The sequence below is a fragment of the Lacticaseibacillus songhuajiangensis genome, assembly GCF_003946025.1.
GTDB lineage: Bacteria > Bacillota > Bacilli > Lactobacillales > Lactobacillaceae > Lacticaseibacillus > Lacticaseibacillus songhuajiangensis.
Genome location: NZ_RHNR01000004.1, coordinates 88,634 through 101,482 on the forward strand (window position 1 = coordinate 88,634; position 12,849 = coordinate 101,482).

14 protein-coding genes are annotated in these 12,849 nt (G+C 49.6%); 7 read left to right on the forward strand and 7 right to left on the reverse strand.

Going from position 1 to position 12,849, the window contains the following annotated elements:
• Positions 1-40 precede the first annotated feature (40 nt).
• Together EKM97_RS02380 and EKM97_RS02385 are read right to left on the reverse strand one after the other, a co-directional pair.
• Positions 41-1,120: a HAMP domain-containing sensor histidine kinase gene (locus EKM97_RS02380; protein WP_125570674.1), complete on the reverse strand. Its 1,080-nt coding sequence runs from the start codon at positions 1,118-1,120 to the stop codon at positions 41-43.
• Positions 1,117-1,785 carry a response regulator transcription factor gene (locus EKM97_RS02385; protein WP_125570675.1) on the reverse strand — a complete coding sequence of 223 codons (669 nt, stop codon included), beginning with the start codon at positions 1,783-1,785 and terminating at the stop codon, positions 1,117-1,119. Before EKM97_RS02385 ends, EKM97_RS02380 begins: the two co-directional genes overlap by 4 nt.
• A 295-nt stretch (positions 1,786-2,080) precedes the next feature.
• Between EKM97_RS02385 and EKM97_RS02390 the strand changes: the two genes are divergently transcribed.
• Together EKM97_RS02390 and EKM97_RS02395 are read left to right on the forward strand one after the other, a co-directional pair.
• Positions 2,081-2,395 (forward strand): hypothetical protein, encoded by a 315-nt coding sequence (locus EKM97_RS02390; RefSeq protein WP_125570676.1) that lies wholly within the window; start codon positions 2,081-2,083, stop codon positions 2,393-2,395.
• Positions 2,392-3,393 (forward strand): hypothetical protein, encoded by a 1,002-nt coding sequence (locus EKM97_RS02395; RefSeq protein WP_125570677.1) that lies wholly within the window; start codon positions 2,392-2,394, stop codon positions 3,391-3,393. The genes EKM97_RS02390 and EKM97_RS02395 overlap by 4 nt, the downstream gene beginning before the upstream one ends.
• 166 nt (positions 3,394-3,559) lie before the next feature.
• Here EKM97_RS02395 and EKM97_RS02400 read toward each other — a convergent pair whose 3' ends face one another.
• Positions 3,560-5,137 (reverse strand): peptide chain release factor 3, encoded by a 1,578-nt coding sequence (locus tag EKM97_RS02400; protein ID WP_125570678.1) that lies wholly within the window; start codon positions 5,135-5,137, stop codon positions 3,560-3,562.
• Between the two features lie 164 nt (positions 5,138-5,301).
• On the opposite strand from EKM97_RS02400, the gene EKM97_RS02405 reads away from it, so the two are divergent.
• Together EKM97_RS02405 and EKM97_RS02410 are read left to right on the forward strand one after the other, a co-directional pair.
• A complete protein-coding gene (locus EKM97_RS02405; protein WP_125570679.1) occupies positions 5,302-5,739 on the forward strand; it encodes a GNAT family N-acetyltransferase in 438 nt (145 codons plus the stop codon).
• 53 nt (positions 5,740-5,792) lie between these two features.
• Positions 5,793-6,284 carry a hypothetical protein gene (locus EKM97_RS02410; protein WP_125570680.1) on the forward strand — a complete coding sequence of 164 codons (492 nt, stop codon included), beginning with the start codon at positions 5,793-5,795 and terminating at the stop codon, positions 6,282-6,284.
• Between the two features lie 83 nt (positions 6,285-6,367).
• On the opposite strand, the gene EKM97_RS02415 is transcribed toward EKM97_RS02410, so the two are convergent.
• From EKM97_RS02415 to recX, 3 genes are all read right to left on the reverse strand, one after another.
• Positions 6,368-6,883 carry a hypothetical protein gene (locus EKM97_RS02415; RefSeq protein WP_125570681.1) on the reverse strand — a complete coding sequence of 172 codons (516 nt, stop codon included), beginning with the start codon at positions 6,881-6,883 and terminating at the stop codon, positions 6,368-6,370.
• A 100-nt stretch (positions 6,884-6,983) separates the two neighbouring features.
• The gene (gene ntdP / locus EKM97_RS02420) at positions 6,984-7,520 is read right to left on the reverse strand and encodes a nucleoside tri-diphosphate phosphatase (RefSeq protein WP_125570682.1); all 537 of its coding nucleotides are present in this window, start codon (positions 7,518-7,520) and stop codon (positions 6,984-6,986) included.
• 91 nt (positions 7,521-7,611) lie between these two features.
• Positions 7,612-8,418: a recombination regulator RecX gene (gene recX, locus EKM97_RS02425; protein WP_125570683.1), complete on the reverse strand. Its 807-nt coding sequence runs from the start codon at positions 8,416-8,418 to the stop codon at positions 7,612-7,614.
• A gap of 170 nt (positions 8,419-8,588) precedes the next feature.
• Between recX and EKM97_RS02430 the strand changes: the two genes are divergently transcribed.
• Entirely contained in the window at positions 8,589-10,127 is a 1,539-nt protein-coding gene (locus tag EKM97_RS02430; protein ID WP_125570684.1) for a helix-turn-helix domain-containing protein, read from the forward strand.
• Between the two features lie 67 nt (positions 10,128-10,194).
• Here the strand turns inward: EKM97_RS02430 and EKM97_RS02435 are convergent, their stop codons facing one another.
• The gene (locus EKM97_RS02435) at positions 10,195-10,572 is read right to left on the reverse strand and encodes a hypothetical protein (RefSeq protein WP_125570685.1); all 378 of its coding nucleotides are present in this window, start codon (positions 10,570-10,572) and stop codon (positions 10,195-10,197) included.
• A gap of 130 nt (positions 10,573-10,702) precedes the next feature.
• Here EKM97_RS02435 and rlmD point away from each other — a divergent pair, with 130 nt between their 5' ends.
• Entirely contained in the window at positions 10,703-12,070 is a 1,368-nt protein-coding gene (gene rlmD / locus EKM97_RS02440) for a 23S rRNA (uracil(1939)-C(5))-methyltransferase RlmD (protein ID WP_125570686.1), read from the forward strand.
• 14 nt (positions 12,071-12,084) lie between these two features.
• On the forward strand, positions 12,085-12,561 hold the full coding sequence (locus tag EKM97_RS02445; protein WP_125570687.1) for a nucleoside 2-deoxyribosyltransferase: 477 nt from the start codon (positions 12,085-12,087) through the stop codon (positions 12,559-12,561).
• The last annotated feature ends 288 nt before the right edge of the window (positions 12,562-12,849 follow it).

The window sequence follows — 12,849 nt, forward strand, 5'->3', positions numbered from 1 at the left end:
AATTGTTTCAAAAATATTAATTCACGCAAAAAAAAACGAGCTATTCGCTCGTTATGTTTTCTTTAGCCTGAGGTAACCGAACCGTAAAAGTCGTGCCAATTCCAAGACTGCTTTCAACAACAACACTGCCGCCTAATATTGTAACTGCATTTTTAACTAAGGCCATCCCCAACCCGTTGCCTTCTGTTACATGCGAAGTATCACCTTGATAAAACTTATCGAATAAATGTTTAGCCGTTTCCTCACTCATACCACTGCCGTTATCAGAAATGGCCACGACAATTTGGTCATTCTTTGTCGTTTGTTGCACCTTGATCGTACCGCCTTGATTTGAAAACTTCACCGCATTCGCTAATAAATTATTCCATACCAGCTCCGCAATACTTTCATCAGCAGTGACCATCGTTCGCTCTTCAAATGCCACATTCACAGTGATCTCTTTTGCATCCAATAATTGCTCGTATTGAAGCACGCAGTCACTTAATTGCCGACTCAAGCGATAAGTTGTGGCTTGCGGACGAATCTTTTGATTTTCAAGCTTGTTCAGCTTCAGAATATTGCCCACTAACTCTGTCATTCGCTGTGTTGAATGAACAATCGTTTCCATATACTGTTGTCGACGTTCTTGTGGGAGATTTGGTTCCTGCAGTGCGGTAATGTAATTTTGGATTACCGCCAGCGGCGTTTTGATTTCGTGTGAAACATCCGAAATAAAATCCGACTTCAATGTTTCAATACTTGCCAGTTCTTCTACCATCTGATTAAAATCTTCAAACATGCCATCAACATAATCTTGATGGCCTTCACGGTGCACTGGTGGTAAATAAACCGTAAAATCCCCCTGGGCAACTTTAGCCGCCGCCTGCGATAGCTGATTCATCGGTTTATCGAATGATCGATACTTTTGAAATGCGGTAACTCCAGCAAATGCCGCGGTCACGAAAATCCAATAAAGAAGGTACCAGATGATGAACTGCTTGGTCTCCGGTAACATCACGAACTTGAACCCGCCGAACAGCACTGACGGCAACATTCCCAGCAATCCGAACAAAAGAAACTCACCGATGTAAGTCCACCAGTTAAACCGACTTCGATAATGTCTACTACGTCGTTTAGTCATTTGACCACCGCTTTATACCCTAATCCGTACACCGTCTTAATTTCAAAGCTCACCTCGGCGAATTTTTCACGCAAGCGGGTGATATAAACATCGACCGCCCTTAAACTCGAATCACTTTCAACGCCCCAAAACTCATCTAACAGTTGTTCTCGCGAAAAAGTTCGATTCGGAAAAGATAGTAATTTAAATAGGATGTTGAACTCACGCACGGTGGTTGAAATCTCTGAATCCTTCAGCTTCACCACCATGCTAGATTTATCCATGACGAATTCACCTATGGTCAACTGGTTTGATTCATCTATGTGTGCACGCCGTATCAGCGCCTGAATTCGCCAGACTAACTCATCAAGGTTTACCGGCTTGACCATATAGTCGTCGATTCCGATCTCGAACCCTTTTTGTTTTGAAACAAAATCGTCCTTGGCAGTCATAAATAGAATGGGAATCGTGCGGTTGATTTTGCGCACACGCGTTGCAAACTCAAAACCGTCAATATCCGGCATCATGATATCTGAGATCACGATGTCATAAAGATTGGTCGCCATTAAATTAAAAGCATCATTAGCGTTGGGCGCGCCGTCAACCTGAAAACCATGACTTGCCAAGTGCGTACATACAATCTCATTCAAATTTAGATCATCTTCTACTACGAGAATTTGGACCATAGGTGTACCTCCATAATTTTATTCAGCATATCACATAAATATTGCAAAATATCCAGAGGGGTTGTCGCGATTTCAATCAAATTCATATTTCTGCAACATTCCACGCAAATTCCTCAAACAATTCTTCTGTAACTTAGTTCGTGTCCTGTGGATGACCACCCAGTTATTACAAGCAAACACGCATCTAAACCCAAGTGCTTCTTAGTTTGGTCAATACGCCACAACTGATGGTTAAAATAAGCTTACATCTAATACCCGACTTTCAAGTACACACTACACATTGGAGGATACAAATATGGCAACACTTTTTCAAGGACTGATCATCGCAATGCTGGTCGTCATCGGGCTGATCTTTATCCTAAGCCTACCAGCCGTCATGAAAAGTAGATCGTTACAAAAAATGGTCGCAAATCCCAAACAATGGACTAAACGATTACACCAGGTAGCCTGCATTTTCTTGGGACTCTTGGGATTAGCATTTTACCTCGGGGCGTTGCAAGCACTCATTATCGGTGTAATGTCTCAGCTAATCGCTCTCGGTTTGATTGGTACAATCTGTATCGTTGTCGGTGTCTGGCGGTATATCATCGTCGCAAGGTCTAACAGATGACAAAACAGAATTTGGCTTTCGTTGTTTTAACCCGTAAACACCAAATCCCCTTCTACCAGGCCTGTTATCGAAAACTTGGATACGAAATTGGGCGTATCACCAAAAGCGGTCGCAACTATGAGTTGGAAATTTTGCAATCTGATACCCCTTTGAAAACTATTAACCAAGACGTACAGCAAATCATCGAACAAAAGCTTCGGCTAATCGAAGTTACAGATAGAAAGAAATGTGGGTTCAATGCACTGTTCCTCAACTTGTCCGCTCATGTTGCCTTGTTTTGTATTCAAGCTGCGATTTTCTATACCTTGAACGTACAAGGCACCCACGCAACTGAGATGTTACAAGTTGGTGTGTTGCTGTTTTTGGGCTTCTTGTTAGCAGGTTTTGCATTGAAGATGCTGGAGATTTACCGCTGGAACGTCACGACTGAAACGCTCAAGCAACAAGTTAGATCCAGTCTAGCGGACCCACGTCCGGTTAGAAAAGGAAAATCTGAATTTACCATATCCGTACTGTTTACTAGAAACCATAATCGATTCTCCAATCTAATCTATTGGACTTCGGGTAGACAGTATACTCACGCATCATTAGGCCTCGGCGAACAAACAGATGCATTCTACAGTTTTAGCGCCAAGGGTTTCAGGGAAGAGCATCCTGCTCATCGTCCGTTATTCGACGGGCGTAAGGAAAGCCTCTGCTACCAGTTTACAGTGCCTGAAGCTGACTACCACCGTGTGCAAAGCGCATTGAAGCACTTCGCTAAGAACAAACAAATCTATCGCTATAACATGCTGGGTGCGATATTGAGTGTTTTTCATATCTATTTACCAAGTCACTCAAAAAAAATCTACTTCTGTTCAGAATTCGTCTCAAACCAACTACGACATTTGAAAAGTTTTAATCTTAAACGGTCGTCCACCGTGTATCTGCCCACGAATTTAGCCAAAGCGTTAATCAAGCAGCCGAATTTAAGTCGTGTATTAGTCGATGAAGTATAGCTGTTAACCGTGCAAGAACTCATAGACTATCTTGACCCACTCAAAAAAGGCAAGTCTCCAGTTGCATACTGGAAGCTTGCCTTTTTTGAGTGTTGTAAAGCTTATTAACTGACTATTTATCCTCGTTGAAAACAACTGACATTGCTTAGTGCCTTTTGCGTATCGATTAGAGTTTAGCCGTCAACTTCACGTCCGGGTATTTACTTGCGAACCAGCGCTCAGCGAACTGATTTTCAAACAGGAACAGCGGGTTGCCGTCCAGGTCCTTAACCAGCAAGTTACGTGAAGAACTCATCTTCTCGTCAAGCTGTTCAGGGTCAATCCAGCGCGCCGTGCGGCTGCCAATCGGTGTCATCTCAACTTCGGAATTGTATTCGTTCGCCATCCGGAACTTGAAGACTTCAAACTGCAGCTGCCCTACCGCACCAAGAATATACTCGTCGGTGGAGTAGGTCTTGTACAACTGAATGGCCCCTTCTTGGACCAGCTGCTGCATCCCCTTGTGGAAACTCTTCTGCTTCATGACGTTCTTAGGGGTGACACGCATGAACAGTTCCGGGGTGAACTGTGGCAATGGTTCAAATTCCATCTGTTGCTTACCACTATAGATAGTGTCCCCAATCTGGAAGTTACCGGTATCGTACAACCCAACAATGTCACCCGCGACCGCGTTGCTGACGGTTTCGCGAGAGTCCGCCATGAACTCGGTGGAATTGGCCAAGCGGATGGTTTTGCCCGTCCGGTTCAAGGTGACATCCATGCCCCGCTCGAATTCACCGGAGACAATCCGGACAAAGGCGATGCGGTCACGGTGCGCTGGGTTCATGTTCGCCTGAATTTTGAAAATGAAGCCGGAGAAGTTATTGGTGGTTGGCGCCACTTCAGCGCCGTCCACTGTCTTCTTAGCGCTTGGTGCGGGTGCGTATTTCACGAAACTATTGAGGAAGGTTTCCACCCCAAAATTCGTCAGCGCACTACCAAAGAATACCGGCGTTTGATCACCGCGCAATATCTTGGCTTCGTCGAACTGGTTGCCTGCGTCATCGAGTAACTCAATGTCGTCCAGGCATTCACGGTAGGAAGAATCCTTCGTGAGTGGATCTGAATCTGGCAAGTGACCTTCATCATCCAGTGCTGCAAAACGCTGGTCTTCTGATTCGGGACGGTAACGTTCGATGCGGTGGTTCACGCGGTCGTAAATCCCGAGCAGCGTCTTCCCAGAGCCCATTGGCCAGTTCATGGCGTAACCTACGATGCCGAGCAAATCTTCGAGCTCAGCAATCAGGTCGAGTGGTTCGCGCCCGTCGCGGTCCAACTTGTTCATGAAGGTGAAAATCGGAATACCACGCTTCTTAACGACCTGGAAAAGTTTCTTAGTCTGCGCTTCAATACCTTTTGCAGAGTCGATGACCATGACGGCAGCATCAACTGCCATCAGTGTCCGGTACGTATCTTCAGAGAAGTCTTCGTGCCCTGGGGTATCCAGAATGTTGATCCGCTTACCCTGGTAGTCAAACTGCATGACCGAACTGGTCACGGAAATCCCACGTTGCTTTTCAATTTCCATCCAGTCAGACTTGGCAAAATGACCTGATTTACGCCCCTTAACGGTACCGGCTTCGCGAATGACACCCCCGAACAGCAAAAGTTGTTCAGTAATGGTCGTTTTCCCCGCGTCAGGGTGAGAGATAATGGCAAAAGTACGGCGCTTTGCGACCGCCTGTTCTAGTTCCTGATTATTCATAAAATTCCTTCCCGCCGGCGACGCTTCGTGCGCACACCGGGTATTGCTTTTATTTTTCGGGCCGACCACTGCGGCACCTGCTTGCAAGCGCCGCGGCGCATTGCTATCATCATTCATGATACCATATCCCTAATTCAAGCGTGATGCAGAAAGAAGCGTACATAATGCTAAATATTCAAATTAGCACCGATCTGGACAGCGCCGTTCACCGCGACAGCGTTGCCATCCGCAATGAAGTCTTTGTTCAGGAACAGGGCGTGCCCATGGCGCTGGAAGTTGACGCGGATGAACCCCGCGCCACCTACTTCACCGGTTACGACGAAGGCGGCCAGGCTTTGGCCACATTACGGCTCCTGCCAGAAAGTTATAGGCTGCACGTCCAGCGCGTCGCAGTACGCAAAAGCGCCCGCGGCTTGGGTCTTGGCCGCGAGATGATCAACGCCGCCATTGAATATGGTCGCAAGCAAGGCGTGGCCAAGTTAATGCTCGGCGCCCAGGTCCATGCCACCGGTTTCTACACCAAACTGGGTTTTACATTGACTAACAAACCTGAATTCTTGGACGCAGGCATCCGCCACCGGGAAATGGCCTACGTTTATTAGACCGCGTACATGTTATACTAGGCATAGTTAATTAACTTGGAAGGTGTCTTTTCATGACCAGCAAAAAAGCCAACGTCATTTTTATCTTTTTGTTTGTAATCCCCTACTTCTGTGGTATCGGCATTATTGGGGTCGCGTATAACTCACTGGTACTCCACAGTGCTAGTCTGTGGCGCTCCATCGTTGCCGCCGCTGTGGGTGCGGTGCTACTGTTTTTTGCCAAAATTCCCTTGGAGCGGCCGCTCAGCATTCTGGGCAAATACACCTTCCGCTTGTCACACCTCGTTGTGCGCTTCTTCATTCTGGAAACACCACAGCCAATGAAACGCGTCGTCAACTACCTCTTTGATTTTATCCTCGCGCTCGGTTCGACCTACTTGCTGCGGCAACTATTCCCTGGTCAGGCCGGCAAGAGCATCATCATGGGCCACATGAACGGCTGGCTCGTCGCCATACTCTTCTTATCACTGTGTATCGGCGCCTACCTTGATTTTGACGCGCTGAGCATCACGCCGCGTGAGAACCTCGACGCTAAAAACGAATAGATAAAATAAACGCCCCGGTAGCAGTCCTGAATTTCAGGTTGTAGCCGGAGCGTTTTTTTGTATTTGCCACTCTCTAAGGTCAGTTAGTCCACGTCATCGAAGCCGTAATCTTTATCAGCACCAACGTAGACGGTGTAGGTCACCTGCGCCACCTTACCATCAGTCAGCGTGTAATCTTCCAGATAGTATGGCGTTGCCGTTTGCCCGAAGTATTCGGGCAGTTCAAAGCCGGCCTGATCGAGCGCCGTCACGCCTTGGGAAACAGCCATGCTAACGGGATACTCACAAAACATCATCCCCGCCTTTTTGCTGACCGTCGCCGCCGTGGCAGCGGGCAAACTAAAGGACTGGTAACCGCTCGGTACCCCGGTGCCGGCCGGGAAAATTGCGCCGACCCAGTAAATCATGGTGCCATATGGTGAGAAAACCACCAAACTGGCCCGGTGCTGCTCGCCACTGGCAAGTTCATCAAGTGGTGCGAAACGGTCCTGCGCTGCCCAATCTTCCCAGACTTCCTGAAAAGAGTCGTTAGCGGAAGCCTGTGCATCAGCGTACGCACGGCCAATAAATACTTTTGCATCTTGCATTACGGGTTCCAAGAATTAATCCCCCTCGCTTCTAATATCTAACCTAGCGGCTATTCGCCTGAATTAGCCGCATCAACAAAATAGGGCCGGAACAAGCCCGACCCCGCGGGACTTACACCCGGTGAGATAACTGCAAGTAACGGTTGTACCACAAATCGACATACGCTTGGGAAAACGGTCCTTTGCCCTTGTCAATCCAGTCGACCAAAACCTCAACGTTACGTTTTAATATTCGGTCAGTACTCTGGGGGTACTGCCACAGTTTGCTATGATCTTCGTACTCGTCAACGTCCAGCAGCTTCTTCTCGCCATCCGGAAACACCTTGACGTCCAGATCATAATCAATGTATTTCAGCGCTTCCTGGTCCATCGTGAAGGGCGAGGCTAAGTTGCAGTAGTAACTTACGCCACCCTCGCGAATCATCGCAATCACGTTAAACCAGTAGTGCCGGTGAAAATATACAATTGCCGGTTCGCGGGTGAGCCAGCGGCGCCCATCACTTTCGGTGACTAGCGTGTGGTCGTTCACCCCGATGAGCGCATCTTCGCTCGTCTTCAGAACCATTGTATCTCGCCATGTCCGGTGCAGTTGCCCATTGTGCTTGTAGCTTTGAATCGCGACATAATCGCCTTCTCGTGGGACCAGCATAGACAACCAGCTTTCCAATAATATTCTTATTCCTGAACATTATACCAGTTCAGCCGCAACACCGGTAGCCACCATTCACGCGGCGCCCAAGCTAATCGTCAGACTCTGTCGCTTCAATTTGTTCCAAAACGGCACTAATATCATCGAGATTGAAACCCTTGCGGTAAAGCTGCTGCTTGGCTTTCATCAAGCGTGTGCGGGTGTCCAATCCCCGCTTTTGCCGCCAAGCCTTCTCCGCCGCCTTCAGCAGAAGCTCGTTTTCGCGTTCTTCATCGGGTTCTTCATCCGCTTCACTAATGGCACTGCTGGCGATGTCACTACTAAAGCCCTTTTGCATGAGCCGCTGCCTGAGTGCTTGCAAAAGCGCGCCGTGACTCTTACTGCCCGGATGTGCCAAAAACTTGGTGGCGATGGCCGTCGCGATGCGTAGCTCTTCTTCTTCAGAGTAGCCTGCGAGTGCATCTTCAATTGTGTTCGCATCAATGCCCCGCTGGGTCAACCAGCTACGCACACTACCGGGACCGCGGTCACCTGAGCTGACGTTCTCGGCGACAAACCGTTTCGCATAGGCCGCATCGTCCAGATAATGCAGGTCTTGCAACTCGGCGATCACCAGCTCAATGATTTCATCCTCAATCTCTTTGCCACTCAAGAATTGGCGCACCTGGTGTTCACTGCGCGCCTGGTGACTAATGTAATTGAGCGCTTGTCCGAGAGCGCGGGCACGACCATCATCGCGCTCGAGATCCGCAACATCTTCTTTGCTCAGTTCCTGTCCCTTACTGAGACCAAAGCGAATGAGCGTCCCCTCGTCCACGGCGAATGCGTACTTGCCATCAAGATAAACGTTATAACGACCCGGCTTCTTCTGACTGGCAATGCTGCTAATTATTGGCATCCTAATCTCCAATCCTTTTATATTCAATGGGGTGCAAGCCAATGACTACCCCACTTTTTTCAACATCAATTATTGACTGAATTTTTAAGTGTTGTCGTGCATGAAAGCGTCGTCAAAATGACGTTTTCCGTGTTATAATACGCGCAAAAGCTACGGAGGAGGGCCAGTGCATGTTTGAACAATTCTTTCTGGATAAACATGATCAAGTGACGTTTAACCTATTCAAAATGCTCAAAGCGCGCGGCACTGAACCCTTCACCATCAACCGGCTCAGTAGCGAGCTCAACTTATCGTACCAGAAAACGCTCAAAACCTACCACGAGCTCGAAACGCACCTCCGCAGCATTCAGGCGGCAAACGGCGACACTGATCGCGCTGCAGGTGAGACCTTCATCGAGGTTGCGGCCGGCATCCACGTTGATAGTTATCGCTTCTACCTACTACAGCACTCGGTGTGCTTTCAATTCTACACCGCACTCCTGCAAAATGGCGCCATTGATTTTGATGACTTCGCGAAAAAACACGCGGTTAGTAGCTCCACCTTGCGCCGCAAGGCAGAACCGTTTCGGCGGTTTTTGTCGGAACGGCAACTAGCTTTTGACATGAATAATTGGGTACTCCAGGGCAGTGAACTCGCCATTCGCCAGCTCATGTCCTCTTTCTTCAATGAAGCGTATCGCGGCGGCGGTACTTGGCCGTTTACGCACATCAGCAAAGCGGAGGTAACCGCTTGTTACAATACGCTGCAACAACTGCCCAGCATGTTCGAAGAGCCCAATTTACAGGTCATCACGTTGCGTCGACTCATCTCGCTAGCGGTGCAGCTACTGCGTATCAAGCAAAAACACTATTTTGTGCTCACGGCGCAGATGAACCAAATGCTCACTGAAAATCAAAGTCTGAGCGCACTCATTTTCACGACTGCCTATTTCCCGCACGTGCCGCCACGCGCGCTCACAGCGGAGCAAGGCTATTACTACTTCATGCGCATTTCCAAACTAGATCTGTCGCGGCAAGCTTCCCAACTGCAACAGAACATCTACGCCTATTTCACCAGTTTTGACAGTCCGGTTCGGCGTTTTGCCGATCAATTGCTGGACGCTTTAAGTGCAAAGATCGAACCGTTTCAGCGCTTGCGGGTGCGCAGTGATCAGTCGTTGCGCACCAATCTCTATCGGGTCGTTTATACCTACTACGTCATCAACGGCACCTTCATCAAAGCGAGCGACTTCAGCGACGTGACCGAATACAGCGCGAGTGGCGATTTACTGTGCGCGCAGATTCAGCAGTACATCCACCAAATTTCGCAACATGCGCCGGAGCGGATCTTCAAGCGTTACCTTCCTGATATTACCGAATCGATCTTCTTCGTACTCCTGCCCGACTATGAGGATTTTCACCCGCACGCCCTCCTGCAGGTGCGTCTGGAAGTTGAAGTCCAAGGTATCATCACCCGTGACATGCTCGACTACATGCAGGGTATGGGGATGATTCACGTTCTGCCGGATAATTCTGTCGCGCCTGCCGATGTGGTCATCACATCCTCACCCAACCTGAACCAGATGCTCGCCGTGATGAACGGTCACCTAACGGCGCCAACGCACCGACCGCACATCCTGTACTGGGGCACCGAGAACACCGAAGCGGACCTTTACTCTCTGCTGAGCAAGCTGCGCCACCTAGCAGCGGTAAAAGCCGCGAGTCGGTAAACAATCAAAAAAGGTCGCGCAGTGCCTGCTTGGCTACCGTGCGACCCTTTTAGTGTCGAAATCATAATCAGTGCAAAATGGTAATTTTGTAACCACGGAAGTACAGGAAGGTTTCAAAGACTGCCAGCACGACCACAGCACCAATTGTCGAAGCGACTGTGCTCTGGAAGAACTTCGTAAAGTACATCGCCAAGATGAGCAGGAAAATCAGCGCAAAACCATACATTTGCGTTTTCTTGTCCTGTTCAATCATGAAGCGAGCCTTGTTGGACTGCACGCTAATTGTCCGCACGGCGCTGAGTGCGCCGACCTTGTACTTCACAACGTCACCCTGCTGCACGTTGAGCTCTAACTTCTCACCATCGTGCAAAGTGTGCAGCTCGTCGTTGTGCCATACTTTTGCACTTACCCGCTTGGAAGTGGGGTTTGTAAACGTAATTTCCAAAGTTCTGCCTCCGTCAATATAATCTATGTCCAGTATACAGGAGTTAGTGTCCCAGCGGCGGGTTAATTTTTGCTACAATGGTTGGGAGTCATGCAACATAGTCAGACTGAAAAAAGGAGTCTTTATTCACATGGAAGAGGAAGTTCAGATTGGGAGCCGCTTTCCGCTCACCATCAAGCGTTTGGACATTAACGGCGCAGGAATTGGTTACTTCAAACACAAGATTTGCTTCGTTCCGGACGCGCTTCCCGGCGAAGTCGTTGTGGCCGAGGTGACGATGGTGCACCCCCGCTACTTGCAGGCCAAGGTGCACAAACTGCGTAAAAAGAGTCCCGACCGCGTGCAGCCGGTTGATTCGCTGTACGGCAAGATTGGCGGGATTGAGCTGGGTGCACTCAGTTACCCGGCGCAACTACGATTCAAGACGGATGTCATTAAGCAGTCACTGGCCAAATTTAAGCCGCGCGATTGGGAGGACATTGACGTTCGCCCCACCATTGCCGCACCGCAGCAGCTGCATTACCGCAACAAGGCCCAGTTCCCGGTCCGGATTGTGGACGGACACGTCCGCGCCGGTCTGTACGCGCCCAACAGTCACGACCTCATTCCGCTGACGACTTTTGCCACCCAGCGACCGTTGACGATGCAGCTCATCACGGGGCTGTGCGCCATCATCGAGAAACTGGCAATCCCGGTCTACGACGAAAAGGCCAACTCCGGAATCATCAAAACACTCGTGGTGCGCGAATCCGCTGCTGACAAAAATGCGCAGCTGACGATTATCACCAACTCCAGCAAATTGCCGCGCAAGCGCGAGCTACTGACAGCAATTGCGACTGAGCTGCCCGCCATCGTCAGTGTCAGTCAGAACGTTAACCCTGGCCGCAGCAGCCTCGTGTGGGGCGCCGAGACCCGGCACCTGGCTGGCACCAAGTACATCTACGAAGAAATCGGCGACCACCGCTTCGCGCTCTCCCCGCAAGCCTTCTTGCAGCTGAATCCCGAGCAAACCGCTACGCTCTACCAGATTGCTGAAGATGCGTTGCACCTGCAGGCAGGCGACACCTTGGTGGATGCCTATTGTGGGGTCGGCACCATCGGCCTGTCAATGGCCAAAACCGCCGGTAGTGTACGCGGGATGGATATCATTCCCGCAGCCATTGATGATGCCAAGATGAACGCCACTGATAACGGGATTCAAAACGTTGACTATGAAGTCGGCAAAGCAGAAGATTTGCTACCACAATGGCTCCACGACGGCTTTAAGCCAGATGCCGTGGTGGTCGACCCACCACGCACCGGACTGGAATCTGGCTTCATCAAAGCCATTTTGCGCAGTAAGCCGCGCAAGTTCGTCTACATCAGTTGCAACCCGTCAACGCTGGCCCGCGATTTGCGCGACCTTAGCCGCCTCTACCGGGTTAACTTCATCCAGTCGGTCGACATGTTCCCGCAGACCGCCCGCGTTGAGGCTGTTGTCAGTTTCACTCGTCGCTAGAATAGGAGTTGCTCATGAAAATTTATTTTGCCAATGGTTTGTTCAGCCAAGCTGATTTTGAATTCAACGCCCGCATCGTGGCTGACTTACGCGCCCAGGTACCTGGCGTCGACATCTACTTGCCGCAAGAAAACGCCGCAATTAACGACAAAGAAGCCTACGCCGACTCCAAAATGATTGCGCAAGCCGACACAGACGAATTGCTCAGTGCCGACCTGGTCGTTGCCGTTCTGGATGGGATCACTATCGATGCCGGCGTGGCCAGTGAAATCGGGGTGGCCTACGCGCGCGCGATTCCTATCGTGGGCTTGTACACCGACAGCCGCCAGCAGGGCGCGGGCAATCAGCAAAAATTGGCCGCGCTGCAGTCAATCGCCGAAAATCAGTTCCACTACCTCAACCTTTACACCACCGGCTTGATCAAATTAAACGGCACCATTGTGAACAACACCGCGGATCTCGCCAAAGCAGTCGCTAACTACAACAAGTAACCGCACTGTACAACGGCAACCAGGGGCTGTGACAATTTCTTTGTCACAGCCCCTTTTGTTCCCAACTAAGCCGAATCAACGTGCGAAATTGTTAATCCTGGATTATTCATAGAATTTCAAAAAAGCAGCGCAATCCCATGATTCACACGGGACTGCGCTGCTTTGGTGTTTCACCCATTGGGTGCGCCTATATGCTAAGGTTAAGTCGACAAAAACCATCACGAAAGCGAGGCTTCACACCATCTCAACTTTAACCAGCTTATCCCTGCAATGCAATACCAATGTGAC